This window comes from Marinobacter sp. es.042, from assembly GCF_900188315.1.
Classification (GTDB): domain Bacteria; phylum Pseudomonadota; class Gammaproteobacteria; order Pseudomonadales; family Oleiphilaceae; genus Marinobacter.
In genome coordinates this window covers 3,044,927-3,060,991 of record NZ_LT897781.1, presented here as the reverse complement: position 1 = coordinate 3,060,991, position 16,065 = coordinate 3,044,927, and the positions used below count along the sequence as shown (strand labels likewise).

Below are 16,065 nucleotides of genomic sequence, written 5' to 3'. Positions count from 1 at the left end.
AACGGCAATACAAGGAGGCCGTATGATTGGCGATCTGATTCCCTATTTGGCACCCACGGTGGTGTTACTGCTGATTCTCGCTTCGGCCATCAAGATCCTGCCGGAGTATGAGCGGGGCGTGGTGTTCTTTCTCGGTCGGTTCCAGGGAGTGAAAGGCCCGGGGCTGATCCTTGTGATCCCCGGCATTCAGCAGATAGTGCGGGTGGACCTGCGGGTCATCACTCTGGACGTGCCCAGCCAGGATGTCATTTCCCGGGATAACGTGACGGTGCGAGTGAATGCCGTGCTTTACTTCCGCGTCGTGGATCCGGAGCGGGCCATTATCCGCGTGGAGGATTTCAACTCCGCCACCAGCCAGCTCGCCCAGACAACTCTCCGCTCGGTACTGGGTAAGCACGACCTGGATGAAATGCTGTCAGAGCGGGACAAGCTGAACTCCGATATCCAGGAAATCATCGATGCCCAGACGGAGGAGTGGGGCATCAAGGTGGCCAACGTGGAAATCAAGCATGTTGATCTTAACGAATCGATGATTCGTGCCATTGCCCGTCAGGCGGAGGCAGAGCGTGAGCGGCGTGCCAAGGTTATCCACGCCGAGGGCGAATTGCAGGCGTCCAAAAAGCTGGTGGAAGCGGCGGATGTCATGTCTACCAATTCCGGTTCCATGCAGTTGCGTTACCTTCAGACCCTGGCGGATATGAGCAACACCAACTCGTCCACGATCGTGTTCCCTCTGCCCTTGGAACTTATGACCACGTTCCTGAAGGAGAACAAGCCCTTTACGCCGGATAAACCCGAACGGGAAAAGCCCGATTCCGGGGCATAAAAAAAGGCCGGCAATGCCGGCCTTTCCTTTACGTATCAGCCTTATTTCTGGCTGGCACGCTCGAGCATACGCTTGGCACGCTCGTTGGCTTCGTCAGCGGCTTTCTGGGCTGCCTTGGCAGCGGCCAGAGCTTCTTCTGCAGTCTGCTGGGCAGTACGTGCAGAGCTTGCAGCGCTGTTAGCGGTGTTCAGTGCATTTTCTGCAGTGCGCTCAGCGGAGCTGGCGGTTGCATTCGCTTCGTCGAGTGCGCCCTGGTCAGTGGTGGCACAACCTGCAGTCAGAGCAGTTGCCAGTGCAATCCCGGCGATCGTCAGTTTACGCATTGTAAATCCCCTTATTGGTCGAGTTATTTCCTGTGATCCGAAAGTCAGTATAGACGACTTCCTGTCAACCTGCGCAGCAACGTTTGGCAGGCAATGACTACCGGAGTCGTTAAACAGTGTAAAACACTGTAAGTGCGAATGTTAACTACAGATACGTAAATTTGCTAAGCATATGACAACAACTTAATGCGGCTGTCAGGTTTGGGCTCATGGGTGAATGCTGATGGGAGTTCCGTTGGACACCAGTTGCCAGATTTCGTCCATCTCTTCGTTGGTGACGGCGATGCAGCCATCGGTCCAGTCCAGGCCGGTATAGGCAAAAGCCATGTCGCCCACGTTATTGGGCAGGCCGTGGATCATGATGCTGCCACCGGGGTCCAGGCCCCAGGCGGATGCCAGTTCCCGATCTCGCTCACTGGGGTAGGAGATGTGGATGGACTTGTAGAAATCGCTCTCGGCATTGCGCCAGTCCAGGGTGTAATCGCCTTCCGGTGTGCGCTCGTCACCCTCGTACAGCTTGTGGCCTTCCGGATTGTCGCCCAGGGAAATGCGGTAGCTGCGAACCACGTCCTCGCCATCCATCAGGTACAGACGGCGCTCACCCTTGCGAACCACCACCCTACTGACGTTCTGAATGTCCGCGGGCTCATACATGGTGGCAACCGGCATCCGGGTGTCGGCCTTGGCCAGCAGCTCGGTTGCAAAGGCGGTTGGAGCAGCGGCCATGCAGAGCAGGGCGAGGCTGGATAATAGGGCGCGGAAAATGCTCATGTCCTTAACTTACCAATGATTAATCTTTGTACAGGCGATTTATACCATAGCCCGCAAGGGATCTGTTAAGGGGTTTTGTTAACTTTTTTGGCTATCTGGTTCGCTGATCAACCATTTTGTGAACTGTCCATCTTCAGTCCCACTTTGGTTACCTGATCTGCATTGGTGGCCCTGGCAACGAGCTTGACCGGTCCAAGAATGACAACATCGCCAACCACCGGGTGCCCCTTTGTCCGTTTGGCAAAGCATTCAGCGAGGGACAGTTCCGGAGGCAGGTCGTCAAATTCGATGCCATATACCTGCTCAACATCGCCCAGCAGGGCATCACCGTTGAGCACGAAGTCACCGAAGAATGCCCGCTCGGCAAGATATTGGGGCGCGTGCCTGCCGCTGAGGGCTTTGCCCAGTTCCGGCAATACGTCCGGGGTTGCGAACATGGCCACCATGTCGCCATTGGATACTTCCAGGTCTGCTTTCGGCTGAAGGCAAACCCGATTGCGGAATACCCCGGCTACCGCAGTGTTTTCCGGAAACCGCAGTTGACCGAGGCGGCGTGGTGTTTCCCAGCTCTCGCCACGGAGGGGAAAGAGCATCAACTCGTGGTCCCCCGCAGCGGCCGCGTCCAGTGGGAGCCTTCGATAAGGGTCCTCGCCGGCGGGCACCTCCAGGCGGAGCTTCCGGGCCAGTGGCGTCATGGTGGTGCCCTGAACCAGTAGCGAGACCAGCACGATAAAGAAAGCCGCGTGGAAGACCAGTTGGGCTTCCGGCAGGTCGGCGATGATCGGGAACAGGGCCAGTACAATCGGCACCGCACCCCTGAGGCCGACCCAGCTGATGAAACCAAGCTCGCGGCGATTGAAGGCAAACGGCCAGAGGGTGAGCATGACCGTCAGCGGGCGGATAATGAAGATCAGCGAGAGGGCCAGGATCAGCCCGCCGCCGGCCAGCGGAATCAGATCGGAGGGCGTTACCAGCAGTCCGAGCATCAGGAACAGGCACAGTTGGGCCAGCCATGCCAGACCATCGTGCACCTGCAGGATCATCGGCATCATCCGGACATGGCGGTTACCGATCACCACGCCGGTCAGATAAATGGCCAGAAACCCGCTGCCGCCGAGGGCGTTTGTGGCAGAAAACACCGAGATGCCAGCAGCAGCGACCAGAAGGGGATACAGCGAAGGCGTCAGGCGGATCCGGTTGGCCAGCTCAACCACGGCGAAGCCGCCAATAATCCCGGCAACGGCGCCGACACCGAACTGCTGCACCAGCATGGTCAAGACCGCCCAGCCCGCGTGGTCGCCATCGTTACCGATGAGCGTGACCAGCATCAGGGTCAGGAAAATCGCCATGGGGTCGTTACTGCCGGATTCGATCTCCAGGGTGGCACTGACCCGTTCGTTCAGGTGCAGGCCCCTCCCCTGAAGCAGTGAAAACACGGCGGCGGCATCGGTGGATGAGATGATGGCGCCAATCAGCAGGGCCGTCAGCCAGTGCAGGTCGAATACCCACCAGGCCACAACTGCGGCACCAGCGGCGGTCATCGCGACCCCGAGCGTAGCGAGCACCAGGGCGGGTTTCAGCCCCACGCGGAAGGTTTCGGCACGGGTGCGCATGCCGCCGTCCAGCAGGATCACGCCCAGCGCCAGATTGGCAATCAGAAACGCGAGCTCGAAATCGTCGAACTGGATGCCACCCGGGCCGTCCTCGCCCATCATCATGCCGACCACCAGAAAGATCAGCAGCACCGGCATGCCCACCCGGCTGGAAAGCGGGCTGAGCACAATACTGATGACCAGCATCAGGGCGCCAATCAGAGTCAGGGTGGGATCCATTGTTGCTCCAGACAGAATGCTTGCCCATTGCCGGGCGGACCGCTTATATTGCTTTCGCGGCCCTTTTTTTGCGGGTGTAGTTCAATGGTAGAACGGCAGCTTCCCAAGCTGCATACGAGGGTTCGATTCCCTTCACCCGCTCCACTTCATTGCCGCTCGACTGTATCTCTAGTGTAGTTTGAGTCGGGGTTGCATGGCACGACTGATTTTATCCATCAGCCAGATGATCCCGGTGCGGAACATGCCATGCAGGGCTACCTGATGCATCCGGTAGAGGGACAGGTAGAACATGCGGGCCACCTTGCCCTCGATGTACATGCTGCGGCCGGACAGGTTGCCCATCAGATTGCCGACGGTGGTGTAGCGGCTGAAATTGATCAGCGAACCGTGGTCGTTGTAGACGAAGGGCACAGCCTCGCCATTGTCCAGGCGGTTGCAGAGGGTCTTGAACAGGGTGTCTGCCTGCTGGTGCGCAGCCTGGGCCCGGGGGGGAACCGGCAGGTCGGAATCCGGTTGCGGACAGGCAGCGCAGTCGCCGAAGGCGAAGATATTGGCATCCTGGGTGGTTTGCAGGGTCTGTTCCACCACCAGCTGATTGCTCCGGTTCACCTCCAGACCTTCCAGCTCGGCCAGGAAGGCCGGGGCCTTGATGCCCGCTGCCCAGATGGTCATTTCCGAGGGTAATTCGGTGCCGTCTTTCATCACGACCGTACTGGGCCGTACCTCACTCACCGGCTGGCCGGTCAGTACTTTCACGCGCTGGTGTTCCAGCTCCCTGGTGGCCGCTGCAGACAGCCGGCCCGGCAAGGCCGGAAGAATACGGTCAGCGGCCTCGATCACGGAAATGGAAACGTCCGAGGGCTGAAGGTGGTTCATGCCGTATACCGGCAGCTCGCGGGACGCCAGTCGCAATTCTGCCGCCAGTTCCACACCGGTGGCACCCGCGCCGATGATGCTGATATTCAGGGTGTGCTCAGCACCCTGAAACGCCTCATGATTCTTGCGCAGAAAGGCGTTGAGCATCAGGTTGTGAAAGCGCCGGGCCTGTTTGAGGCTGTCCAGAAACAGGCAGTTGTCCTGGGCGCCGGGCGTGCCAAAGTCGTTGGCGGTGCTGCCCACGGCAATCACCAGTGTGTCGTAGGGGATATGGCGTTCGGGAACGACCTCTGTACCGTCGACATCGTGGAACGGGGCTATGACCACTTTCTTGCTATCGCGGTCCAGTCCGCTCATGCGGCCGAGCTGGAATTCGTAATGGTGTTTGCGGGCATGGGCGCGGTAGTTGATCTCGTTCGCGCTGGCATCCAGGGAACCGGAGGCAACTTCGTGCAGCAGGGGCTTCCAGACGTGGGTCAGACCGGAATCCACCAGCGTGATTCTGGCTTTTCTCTTTTTACCCAGTTTGTTGCCGAGGCTGGTAACAAGTTCGAGACCGCCGGCGCCACCGCCGACCACAACAATGTGATGAAGGTTATCCATACCAATCAGACCTGTAAGTGAAGAGAGCCAAGCACTCTTCAGGTGAGAATGCTTGGCTGTCCTCACTCGGAACCAGACGAGCAGCCGGAATTCGATCGGGAAACAGGGCGGGGTCTGAGCCGGGCAATAATGTTAACGCGCCCGGACCTGTGGGTACAATTCTACGGAAGTGCTGCTTCAATGCTGGATGCGATACCCGTCCAGGATGGCGGCCATATCGTCACCAAGGTCTTTCATGGCTTGCGGATCCAGATTGCGTTCACCCATGGATCTCAGGCCCATGATCTGCGCCTGCAGGAGTCGGGCAAGTCGACGGCTGTCCACGGATTGCGCCAGCTCGCCTTTTACCCGAGCCTGCTCTACCAGGTCTGCAAGAGATCCCTCGATCGCGGCAAGAATGCTGTTGGCCTGGTCCGCCAGGGCCGAGTGCGTATTGCTGGATTCCAGCAGCGTTTTCACGATCATGCAGGCACGTGAGGGTGCCGCGCTTCCGTCGCCGCAACTGCAGGCGATGCCGCGCAGATAGTCCTGAAGGCCGTCAACAATGGAATCAAAGCCCTTGAGGTGAACGGCCAACTCCCGGCCGCCCTGTTCCGCATAGGCGGCCAGTGCCTCTGAAAACAGACCGTCCTTGCTGCCAAACGTGGCGTAGATGCTGCCCGGCCGCATGTCGAGGGCCTGCTCGATCTGCTTCATGGAGCTGCCGTGATAGCCCTTCTCCCAGAACAGGCCAACGGCCCTTTCCAGAGCGGTTTTTCGGTCATAGCGTGCGTGTCTGGCCATAACAACAATTCACCATCGTAGTGATTTGAATGACCGCTCAATTATATCTTGAATGACCGCTCAATAACAGTTAGCCTGAAGTATCGGTTGAGTAAGCATTCAATAACTAAGTTAGCAATTACAGGTTGTTCCCTGCACAGCGAAGCCACAGCACCGGAGCAGCTGGCGGGCGGGTATGGCTCAGCCCGCGTCCGTTGCCAGTATGTTCGCCTGTCTTGATCGTTTTTTGGTCTTGAGCCGCTTGTCGATGCACCGGGTGTCGTCCTCGAGAATAACGACGCATTCCAGGCACTGAATACACTCGTCGTAATCGATCCGGCCATCCTTGCGAATGGCATTGATACCGCACTCATTCTTGCAGTGCTGGCAGGGGTTGCCACAGAGCTCAACCCGGCCCAGCCAGCTGAACAAGCGTAACCGGCCGAGCGCCGCGAGGCCTGCGCCCAGTGGGCACAGGTAGCGGCAGTAGAATTTGTGGATGAACATGCCGATCACAAGCAGGCCGACGGCTTAGAGAACGAAGGGCCAGGAGCGAACGAAGAACAGGGTTATGCTGGTTTTGAATGGTTCCACCTCCGCCATTTTTTCGGCGACGGTCAGGGAGTAGAAAGCGGTGCCCACCAGAGCGAGCAGGATCGGATATTTGAGTAGAATCAGGCGCCGGTGCCATTGCTCCGGCACTTTGATCTGGCGGAACTTCAGTTTCTCGCCAAGCCAGGCGGCCATTTCCTGCAGGGCCCCGAACGGGCAAAGCCAGCCACAGAAAAGGCCACGGCCCCAGATGAACAGGGTTATGAATGTGTAAACCCACAGAATAAAGATGATCGGATCCAGCAGGAAGACATTGAGAGAGAAACCGTCCCAGATCGCCAGGAACAGGGTGTAGATGTTAACCACCGAAAGCTGGCCCTGGGCGTAGAAGCCAATAAAGAACAGGGTGAAGAACAGAAATTCCCAGCGGAACCGGTGTACCAGCTTCGGGTTGCGGCTCAGGGTTTTCTGGCGGGCGAAGAACACGGTCAGAACGGTCAGGCCGATTACCAGCAGTGAAATCTGCCACCAGCGTTCTTTCCAAAGGCCGATCCAGACCGGTTGACGGGTGTTCTCTGGGTTGGGAGCAACCTCGACGGTTTCGAACAGTTCTTCGTTGAACCGAACCGGGATATTAAGGGACGTGCGGTCCACCATCAGGTGATTGCGGGCCAGTTCGACATTGAGCTTCAGATTGGCTTCCGCTCCAGGGTTGAAGCCGGCGTTACCGCCCACGCGGAACAGGTTTCCGGCATCGAAAGACGGGATGCCGGCCGCCCGGAAATCGAGATTCTGGTCCAGCAGGTTCAGGTCGCGCATTTCCACGGCAAGGTTGTTCTGGGTGAGCCCGATGCGGTCCGGAGAGCTGCCGGGCACGAACTCTCGGGAAACGTGGGGAAAGGCGCCCCGGGACATGACGGCCAGAACCTGTGCGCCGTCATCCAGCCTTTGCATGAGGCGCTGGTAGCCATCGTCTCCGAGCAGGTTCCGTCCCACCATGGGCGAATTGATGTAGGCGAAGAAAAGCTCGGTAAAAGGTTCGCCGTCTGCCGGTTCGATGTCCATGGGGTAGTCTGAAAGAGGCCGGCCCAGCTCGGCCTCGATGGATTCGGCAGCAATCTGCCAGAGTCCGATGTAACCGCGATCCACCAGTTGCTGCCAGGACATGGGCTGGTAGAAATCCGGTTTCGCCCGTGTGGGTGCGCTCTGGGCAAAGCCCTCGAGTTTCTTGCGGGCCACCTTGAGGGCTGAAGAGAGCACGGTGTCGTTGATGATCAGGACCGAAACCGTGGCCTTGCTGACACCGTCAAAGTGCACCACGTTGCCGTCACTGGTTCGTCCGGAACGGCTGGAGTTGGAGGTGCTGACAATAATCTGCTCTTGTAACGAATGCCCTTCGTATTGGTCTACAAACTCGAACAGGGGGCCTTCGCCCAGGCCATGGAGAAAGACCGGCTCGTGGTGATTCAGCACCTTGATGCCGGTGAAACGCCCTTTGCTGTCCAGGCCGATCAGCATGCTGATCGGTTTGCCGGCAAAGCCCTGGAGGCGGCTATGGTCTGCGGTTTCGTAGGCATAGCCGAGCAGTTCCTGGAGTTGATACACCGGGTACACGGGAAAATCGGGCAGCTTGTCTTCAATGACCGTTGCCGAGGGAAACAGCTCCTGAATCAGCGCCCGCTTGCTGTCCGACAGCTCGGCGTGAACCGGGGGCACTAAAAACAGACAGGCAAGAAGGAGCACGATGCGCCCTGCCATGGGGTACTCCTGTGGTTCTTTTTGTTTGATCTTCCATGCTAGAGTTTTCGGCCCCGGGCTCAATGCGACCTCGGAGCCAGCTGAATGCTACTTTGTGAGGAGAAATGCCATGACCGACGCTACCTACACGCCACCCAAAGTCTGGAAATGGGACTCTGAGAGCGGAGGTCGGTTTGCGAGCATTAACCGCCCCATCGCTGGTCCGACGCACGATAAGGAGCTGCCGGTTGGCAAACACCCGTTGCAGCTGTACTCACTGGCTACACCTAACGGGGTAAAAGTGACGGTGATGCTCGAAGAGCTGCTGGAACTGGGCATTAAAGAGGCCGAGTACGATGCCTGGCTTGTCAAAATCACCGAAGGCGATCAGTTTGGCAGCGGTTTTGTAGAGGTGAACCCCAACTCCAAGATTCCCGCCATGATGGACCACAGCGTCAGCCCCTCCATCCGCCTGTTCGAATCCGGGTCCATCCTGTTTTACCTGGCGGAAAAATTCGGGGCCTTCCTGCCGAGTGACATCGCGGGACGCGCGGAGACCATGAACTGGCTGTTCTGGCAGATGGGCAGTGCGCCCATGCTCGGTGGCGGCTTCGGTCATTTCTACGCCTACGCGCCGGAATACTACGAGTACCCGATCAATCGCTACACCATGGAGGTCAAGCGTCAGCTGGATGTGCTCGACCGGCAGCTGGCCAATAACCGCTACATCGCGGGCGATGAATACACCATCGCCGATATGGCGATCTGGCCCTGGTACGGCGCCCTGGTGAAAAACAAGGTGTATGACGCGGCCGAGTTCCTGGAAGCCCACACCTATACCAACGTCATTCGCTGGGCCGACGAGATTGCCCAGCGTCCGGCAGTCAGGCGTGGCCGCATGGTCAACCGGGCCTGGGGTGAGCCGAGCAGCCAGCTGCACGAACGCCATGATGCCAGCGATTTCGAGACCCAGACCCAGGACAAGATCGGGGATGGCGAATGAAGATTGCGGTCTATTGCGGCTCCCGGTCGGGCAATGATCCGCTATACGTCGACAAGGCTCGGGAGTTGGGTGACTATTTTGGCTGTAATGGCATTGAGCTGGTGTTTGGCGGTGGCCATGTCGGCCTGATGGGCATAGTTGCCGATGCGGTATTGGCCGCTGGCGGCAGGGTTCACGGGGTGATCCCCGAGCATCTGCGAGACCGGGAACTGGCCCACTCCGGTCTGACCGAGCTGCATGTGGTTAAAAACATGCACGAGCGCAAGGCCCTGATGGCGGATCTGGCCGACGGCTTTGTCGCATTGCCGGGTGGCATTGGCACGCTGGAAGAGCTGTTCGAAGCCTGGACTTGGGGCCAGTTGGGGCTGCACCAGAAGCCCTGTGCCATCTACAACGTCAACGGGTTTTTTGACCCGTTGCTGGCGATGGCAGAGAACATGGAGCGTGCCGGATTTTTGCAGCAGCAATACATCGACATGCTCATCAGGGCCGACCAGCCGGATGCGCTGCACCAGGCTTTCCGGGACTACCAGAGCCCCGGGGAAAAGTGGGCCTGATTTGCCAGGGCCTGGCGTAGCCGGGCCTTATTCCTTTTCTTCCTTCGCTTTCTCAATCGCTTCCAGCTGCTCGTGCAATAAACCTTCTAGCTTTATAAGCCGCTTCCGGTTCTCTTCATCAGGCCGATTGGTGTAAAGATCAATGTAGAACTGCGTGAAGCCACTCAGGTAAGGGTGTAATTTCTCATAGTCTTCGTCAGTCATGGTCGGTACTCCTCTCGAATACAGTGGATTCCATATCCGTAACTATGGATCATCCCCGGTAATCATCAAGGACGCAGATCAATTCTGAAACGGTTTTCCAGTTCACTCCATCCGGCTGACTTTCGCCATCAATCGACGCCAGTCTATTGGTAGCCGGTTCTCCAGTTCCGCCAGCACAGGGTCCTTCGGGTGTACCGACTGGAAGTGCTGTTTGCTGGCATAAACCACGGTGTTGTTACTTTTGCTTCGAAAGCCAAGAAGCACCGCAAAGTGCCTCTTGAGCCGCCGGAAGTAAGCCCCATGGACATCCGGAGTCCGGTGGTAATTCAGCACCAGCCAGCCGTCCTCCGTGAGCACCCGGGCGCACTCATCCACAAACTGTTTCTGGGCCTGTGCAGGGCTCATCCGGTCTGCGCTGTAAAGATCGGCCAGAATCATATCCGTGCTCGCCTCCGGCAGCTTTTCCAGGGCATCCCGGGCATCGGCAATGGTGACCTCAAGGCGTTCACTGCCGGGCAGGTCAAAAAATTCCCTGGCGGTGTCCAGCACCGCCTGACGCAGTTCGACGGCGTGTATCCGGCACTCGGGATAGAGATGGTGAAAAGCGCCGGCTATCACGCCGCCGCCCAGGCCCAGAATGGTGACGTGGCGGGGATTGGCAAAGACCGCTGGCAGCATCATGGCCCGGTTGTACTCGTGCACTGGCAGGTAGGGAAAGCGACGGTCGATCTTGCTCTGCTCGAACACCGAATTGAAGGTAAGCACCCGGTGTTTGCGGTAATCGACCACCAGGATGCTGCCCAGGGCATCCCGGGTGTGGTGGATAATCTCGCCTTTGTTGAACATGCCGGCTTACCGGCCGGATTCTTCGAACAGGCGCTTTACGCTGTCGGTTTTTGCCAGCGACAGAGCGGTATTGCCGTTGCTGTCCTTCGCTTCGCGATCGGCGCCTTTTTCCAGTAGCAGACGTACCGTTTCCGGGTGGCCGTGCTTGCTGGCCAGGATCAGCAGGGTCTCGCCCTCGCTGGTGCGCATGTTCACCGGGACGCCGGCATCAAGCATCACGCTCAGAGGTCCGGCACCGCCGTTGCGGGCCAGTTCGAAAATACCCTGGGCGAAGGCAACCGCATCCTCGTCTTTCTGGTTCGCGGGTTGTTGTGGCTTGCCGGGCTTCTGTTGGCTCATCGGGGCTCCGTGGTCAGTTCAATCGATTTTGTGTTAAAAACGTATTATCACAGAATGAGACTGTCCCAGACACAGTCAATGAGCCCAAGGCTAAAAACGACAGGAGGCAACGCCGTGAAACTAGAGGTTGAAGGCATCGAAGAAGGCCAGCCGATTCCGGAAAAGTTCGCATTCGGGGTATACAGCGAAGATGACCACATGAGCTTCGGTCCCAACCGGAACCCCGAAATTGTCTGGGACGGTGCGCCCGAGGGCACGAAAAGCTTCGTGGTGATGATGTTTGATCCGGATGTGCCCAGCGTTGCGGATGATGTGAACCAGGAAGGCAAGACGGTTTCCAGGGACATCCCGAGGGTCGATTTTTTCCACTGGCTGCTGGTGGATGTGCCTGCCGGCACCACCCGGATTCCGGAAGGCGAAGACAGCGATGGCGTGATTCCGAAGGGCAAGGAGCCGGGGCCCGGTCCCATCGGTATCCGCGGCGTGAACAATTACACCCAGTTCCTGGCGGGCAATCCCGACATGAACGGCACCTACGCCGGGTACGATGGTCCCTGTCCGCCCTGGAACGATGAGATCATCCATCACTACCACTTCGAGGTGCACGCACTGGATGTGGATACCCTTGCCCTGGATGGCGAGTTCGATGGTAACGATGTGCGCGAAGCAATGGCAGGTCACGTACTGGCCAGCGCCCGGGTGACGGGCACCTACACCCTGAATCCGGACCTGCGCTAACGGATTCAGACACCGAGCAGTAATATTCCGGTAACCCCATCGGTTACCGGATAGCCATCGTTCCCTCCCCCTGACTCCTTTCTGAACGTCACAGAAGTGTCTTGTTGTTGTCATGGCCCCGTCACCCGGTCTTGCCAAGGTGTCAGCATCCGGAATGGTTGAAAGACGGGAGGCAAGATGCGGAGCTACCGGAGCGTTTTCATTTCCGATGTGCACCTGGGCACGGCTGACTGCCAGGCCGAGTATCTGCTGGATTTCCTGAACCATGTCCGTTGCGAAACTCTGTATCTGGTGGGCGATATCATCGACCTGATTGCGATGCAGCGACGGGTTCACTTCCCGGATTCCCATCAGGCCGTCATTCACAAACTCATTGAGCTGGCGGCCAGTGGAACGCGGGTGGTCTATGTGCCCGGTAACCACGACGATTTCCTGCGCCGGTTCTGCGGCCAGACCATTGCCGGAATTGAACTGCAGTACAAAGCTGTGCATACCACGGCTGATGGTCGACGCTTCATGGTCTGCCACGGCGACCAGTTTGATCAGGTGGTGCGATGCAGCCCACTGATGCTTCTGGTCGGTGACCGTGCCCACGGTATCCTGCTCCGCCTGAACCGCTGGTTCAACGCCTGGCGCCGGCTCAAGGGCAAGCCCTACTGGTCGCTGGCAGCCTGGGTAAAGAGCAGAATCGGCAAGGCACGCACGTTCATCCGACGGTTTGAACTCGCGGCGCTGACGGTCGCGGAAAAGGGCAACTACGACGGTTTTATCTGTGGCCACATCCACTCCGCCGGCTTCCTGCGCAGCGAAGATGGTCTTTACTGCAATGACGGCGATTGGGTAGAACACTGCACGGCGCTGGTGGAGCAGGAGAACGGCACACTGGAGCTGCTGCATTGGTCGGAAAACCCCAATGTTCTGGCCAGAGAGCCTGACGCCCCGCATCCGGATGTGTGCGGAGAAGCCCGGCCGGTGATTGATACCTTGCCTGCGGCGTTCGTGGAGCAGGTCAACCGGCTCGCCAGCTGAGCAGCGGTGTGCGGCGACCACGGCCGCCTGCCCTGGCACTCGCTCAGGCCCCCTCGAGGCTTCAATACCTTTCCTTCAGGGTGGCTATTTTTCATAACGCCATCGTATCCCTTATACTCCGTGTCCCTACCAGCCCTTCATAGGCTTTATGGCTGAACATACGACATCACAGACAAGCGGTTTTGCTGGCTCTGGTCCCGGAACCGGCGCCGCCAGTCATCGCGCGCGTCGTCTCAACGCCTGGACGGTCAGCACCCTCGTGATCGCCCTGCTGGTTGCGATGCCAGTGCTGGTCATCCTTGCCCATGTGTTTTTCCCGTCCGGTGAAGTCTGGCAACACCTTGTCAACACGGTGCTTGGAAGATACCTCAGCAACACCGTGGTGCTCAGTGTCTCTGTGGCCGTAGGAACCACCCTGATTGGCACTGCCTGTGCCTGGCTGGTGGTTATGTGCCGGTTTCCCGGCAGGCGGCTGTTCGAGTGGGCTCTCCTGCTGCCGCTGGCGGTGCCAACCTACGTCATTGCCTATGCTTACACGGATTTCCTGCAGTTTGCGGGGCCACTGCAAAACGCGTTGCGCGAGTGGTTCGGCTGGGAGTTTGGCGACTATTACTTTCCGGATATCCGGTCCCTGGGCGGTGCTGCCCTGCTGATTACCATGGTGCTCTACCCCTATGTGTACCTGCTTGCCCGGGCGTCGTTCATGGAGCAGTCGGTAAGTGCACTTGATGTTGGCCGCACTCTGGGCCTGGGACCGTGGCGTATGTTCAAACGCATTGCTCTGCCGCTGTCCCGTCCTGCGATTATCGGCGGCGTTTCGCTGGTCCTGATGGAAACACTGAACGAGTTCGGGGCAGTCCAGTTCTTTGGCGTCGATACCTTCACCACCGGAATCTACCGGACCTGGTTTGGCCTGGGTGAGCCGGTTGCAGCGGCTCAGCTGGCAGCCTGCCTGCTGGTGTTCGTCGTTCTTGTTGTTGTCCTGGAGCGCGTTTCCCGCGGTGGCAAGCAATACCATACCTCGGCACGGTATCAGGCATTGCCCGAGTATTCGCTGAATTCAGGTCAGGCTGCGCTCGCCTTTGCAGTGTGTTTCCTGCCTGTTCTCATCGGTTTTATTGTTCCGGCCCTGATTCTGCTGGAAATGGCGATTACGACCGGCGACAGCCTTTTCGGGACGCGTTTTCTGGAATTCGCGTTCAACAGTCTGATACTCGCCTCAAGTGCGGCCCTGGTTGCCGTTACGCTTGCGGTAATGCTGAGTTACGGCGCACGGCTGAATCCCAGCTCCTGGGTCCGGAGTGCGAACCGGATTGCGGCCATGGGCTATGCCATCCCCGGGTCTGTCATTGCCGTTGGCATTATGATTCCGCTGGCCTGGCTGGATCAGAAGCTCAATCTCTTCCTGCGTGACAACTTTGGTTTCATGGTGGGTCTGGTGCTCAGTGGCAGCGCTTTTGTCCTGATCTACGCCTATACCGTGAGATTCCTGGCCGTATCCTTCAATACGGTTGAGGCCAGCCTGGGGAAGGTTACGCCCTCAATGGACGCAGCTGCGCGAACCCTCGGTCAAACCGCCGGTGGCACCTTGCGCAAGGTTCACACGCCGATCATGCGCAGTAGCCTGCTGGCGGCCGGCATACTGGTGTTTGTGGATGTGATGAAGGAGCTGCCGGCGACCATCATACTCAGGCCGTTCAACTTCGATACCCTGGCGGTCCGTGCCTACAGCCTGGCCTCTGACGAGCGATTGGCCGAGTCGGCCATGTCCTCCCTCGCCATTGTTGTGGTCGGGATCATTCCGGTGGTCATTCTGAGCCTGGCGATGCGTCGTTCCCGCCCGGGAAGTAAAACGGGGTAGTCACGGTTTACTCGCCGAACAGAAAAACCTGCGACATATCCAGCTCAAGCGAGACAGCCTGCCCCTCTTCCGGCAGGAACACCCCGGGCACCTTTGCATGCAGGTGCATTTCCTGTCCGTTTGGACCGTGAGCACAAATATGCAACAGACTGGTCGGGCCGAGCAGTCGGGACATCAGAACATGGCTGGTACGGTCGTCACCGGCTTGTCCTTCAAGTTGCCTGACTTTGACCGCCTCCGGGCGTATCAGAATTCGAACGCTGCTGCCGTCCCCGAAACCTTTAGCCTCCAGGTGGCCCAATGGCGTTGTTACCACGCCGTTGTGGACAACGCCGCGATGTTCGTTCACCTGCCCGAAAAAGTTGACCACGAACGGCTCGGCGGGATTGCAGTAGAGATCCGTAGGAGTTCCCGTTTGCACGATCTCTCCGTCTCGCATCAGTGCGATCCGATCCGCCATAAACATGGCTTCCTCCGGGTCATGAGTGACCAGAAGGGTGGCCGTGTTCAGCTCTTTCAGCACATGCAGAGTATCGTCCCGAATCTGGTCGCGCAGCCGGGCGTCAAGGCTGGAAAAGGGTTCGTCCAGCAGCATGACCCGTGGCGACGGAGCAAGGGCCCTGGCCAGGGCTACCCGCTGCTGCTGACCGCCTGAGAGGGTATGTGGGTAAACATTGGCGGCATCGGCCATGCCCAGGCGCCCCAACAGTTCGATTGCGCGGGAACGTTGCTGCTTTTTCGGCATGGAGCTGATGCCAAAGCAGACGTTCTCCAGCACCGTCAGATGGGGGAAGAGTGCAGATTCCTGGAATGCCAGGCCCACATTCCTCTTTTCCGGAGGTACCTGCACGCCACCGGGTGCCGAGACCAGGGAACTGCCGAGAAAGACTTTGCCGCGGGACGGCATCTGGAGGCCTGCAGCGATACGCAGCAGCGTTGTTTTGCCGCAGCCAGAAGGGCCGAGGAGGCAGACGACTTCACCTGCTTCGAGGTGCAGGTTGATGTCTTTGACAACGCTATCGCCATGGAATTGGCAATGCACGCGGTCAAGCATCAATGACGGGCCCGACAGGCCGTTCTCGAGTTGATCGCTGTAGGTTGGGCTTTCCTGATAAATACTCATGGTGCCGATCCAGCCTTCCGGTTCAAACTCCAGTGGAGATGCAATTGTAAGCGTGTTGCGTCTGATTGTGTATTGAATACGTA

At 58.5% G+C, this 16,065-nt stretch carries 15 protein-coding genes, 1 tRNA gene and 1 pseudogene; 7 read left to right on the top strand and 10 right to left on the bottom strand.

Annotated elements, in window-relative coordinates:
• Window positions 1-22 precede the first annotated feature (22 nt).
• Window positions 23-826, top strand: a complete 804-nt coding sequence (locus CFB02_RS14285; protein ID WP_088558522.1) for a slipin family protein — start codon at window positions 23-25, stop codon at window positions 824-826.
• A gap of 41 nt (window positions 827-867) precedes the next feature.
• On the opposite strand, the gene CFB02_RS14280 is transcribed toward CFB02_RS14285, so the two are convergent.
• The 3 genes from CFB02_RS14280 to CFB02_RS14270 form a co-directional block, all read right to left on the bottom strand.
• On the bottom strand, window positions 868-1,149 hold the full coding sequence (locus tag CFB02_RS14280; protein ID WP_088558521.1) for an Lpp/OprI family alanine-zipper lipoprotein: 282 nt from the start codon (window positions 1,147-1,149) through the stop codon (window positions 868-870).
• Between the two features lie 207 nt (window positions 1,150-1,356).
• Window positions 1,357-1,920 (bottom strand): L,D-transpeptidase family protein, encoded by a 564-nt coding sequence (locus tag CFB02_RS14275; protein ID WP_062783497.1) that lies wholly within the window; start codon window positions 1,918-1,920, stop codon window positions 1,357-1,359.
• A gap of 107 nt (window positions 1,921-2,027) precedes the next feature.
• Window positions 2,028-3,752, bottom strand: a complete 1,725-nt coding sequence (locus CFB02_RS14270) for a potassium/proton antiporter (protein WP_088558520.1) — start codon at window positions 3,750-3,752, stop codon at window positions 2,028-2,030.
• A gap of 70 nt (window positions 3,753-3,822) precedes the next feature.
• On the opposite strand from CFB02_RS14270, the gene CFB02_RS14265 reads away from it, so the two are divergent.
• Window positions 3,823-3,896, top strand: a tRNA-Gly gene (locus CFB02_RS14265).
• Window positions 3,897-3,920: 24 nt separating this feature from the next.
• Here the strand turns inward: CFB02_RS14265 and CFB02_RS14260 are convergent.
• The 3 genes and pseudogenes from CFB02_RS14260 to CFB02_RS14250 form a co-directional block, all read right to left on the bottom strand.
• Window positions 3,921-5,231, bottom strand: a complete 1,311-nt coding sequence (locus CFB02_RS14260) for an NAD(P)/FAD-dependent oxidoreductase (RefSeq protein WP_088558519.1) — start codon at window positions 5,229-5,231, stop codon at window positions 3,921-3,923.
• Window positions 5,232-5,408: 177 nt separating this feature from the next.
• On the bottom strand, window positions 5,409-6,014 hold the full coding sequence (locus CFB02_RS14255) for a TetR/AcrR family transcriptional regulator (RefSeq protein ID WP_088558518.1): 606 nt from the start codon (window positions 6,012-6,014) through the stop codon (window positions 5,409-5,411).
• Window positions 6,015-6,194: 180 nt separating this feature from the next.
• Window positions 6,195-8,303 (bottom strand): annotated as a pseudogene (locus tag CFB02_RS14250) (4Fe-4S binding protein).
• Between the two features lie 109 nt (window positions 8,304-8,412).
• Here CFB02_RS14250 and yghU point away from each other — a divergent pair.
• Window positions 8,413-9,285: a glutathione-dependent disulfide-bond oxidoreductase gene (gene yghU / locus CFB02_RS14245; RefSeq protein ID WP_088558517.1), complete on the top strand. Its 873-nt coding sequence runs from the start codon at window positions 8,413-8,415 to the stop codon at window positions 9,283-9,285.
• A complete protein-coding gene (locus CFB02_RS14240) occupies window positions 9,282-9,842 on the top strand; it encodes a TIGR00730 family Rossman fold protein (RefSeq protein WP_088558516.1) in 561 nt (186 codons plus the stop codon). The genes yghU and CFB02_RS14240 overlap by 4 nt, the downstream gene beginning before the upstream one ends.
• A gap of 27 nt (window positions 9,843-9,869) precedes the next feature.
• On the opposite strand, the gene CFB02_RS18195 is transcribed toward CFB02_RS14240, so the two are convergent.
• From CFB02_RS18195 to CFB02_RS14230, 3 genes are all read right to left on the bottom strand, one after another.
• A complete protein-coding gene (locus CFB02_RS18195; RefSeq protein WP_172835831.1) occupies window positions 9,870-10,046 on the bottom strand; it encodes a hypothetical protein in 177 nt (58 codons plus the stop codon).
• 102 nt (window positions 10,047-10,148) lie between these two features.
• Window positions 10,149-10,892: a spermidine synthase gene (locus CFB02_RS14235; protein WP_088558515.1), complete on the bottom strand. Its 744-nt coding sequence runs from the start codon at window positions 10,890-10,892 to the stop codon at window positions 10,149-10,151.
• A gap of 6 nt (window positions 10,893-10,898) precedes the next feature.
• A complete protein-coding gene (locus tag CFB02_RS14230; RefSeq protein WP_008176856.1) occupies window positions 10,899-11,231 on the bottom strand; it encodes an ankyrin repeat domain-containing protein in 333 nt (110 codons plus the stop codon).
• A 114-nt stretch (window positions 11,232-11,345) separates the two neighbouring features.
• Between CFB02_RS14230 and CFB02_RS14225 the strand changes: the two genes are divergently transcribed.
• The 3 genes from CFB02_RS14225 to CFB02_RS14215 all read left to right on the top strand — a co-directional run bounded on the left by CFB02_RS14225 (window position 11,346) and on the right by CFB02_RS14215 (window position 14,859).
• Complete coding sequence (locus CFB02_RS14225) at window positions 11,346-11,969, top strand: YbhB/YbcL family Raf kinase inhibitor-like protein (RefSeq protein WP_088558514.1); 624 nt, start codon at window positions 11,346-11,348, stop codon at window positions 11,967-11,969.
• Between the two features lie 177 nt (window positions 11,970-12,146).
• A complete protein-coding gene (locus tag CFB02_RS14220) occupies window positions 12,147-12,998 on the top strand; it encodes a UDP-2,3-diacylglucosamine diphosphatase (RefSeq protein WP_088558513.1) in 852 nt (283 codons plus the stop codon).
• A 148-nt stretch (window positions 12,999-13,146) separates the two neighbouring features.
• Window positions 13,147-14,859, top strand: coding sequence for an ABC transporter permease (locus CFB02_RS14215; protein ID WP_088558512.1), 1,713 nt, complete (start codon window positions 13,147-13,149; stop codon window positions 14,857-14,859).
• Window positions 14,860-14,866: 7 nt separating this feature from the next.
• On the opposite strand, the gene CFB02_RS14210 is transcribed toward CFB02_RS14215, so the two are convergent.
• The gene (locus CFB02_RS14210; protein WP_088558511.1) at window positions 14,867-15,982 is read right to left on the bottom strand and encodes an ABC transporter ATP-binding protein; all 1,116 of its coding nucleotides are present in this window, start codon (window positions 15,980-15,982) and stop codon (window positions 14,867-14,869) included.
• Between the last annotated feature and the right edge of the window lie 83 nt (window positions 15,983-16,065).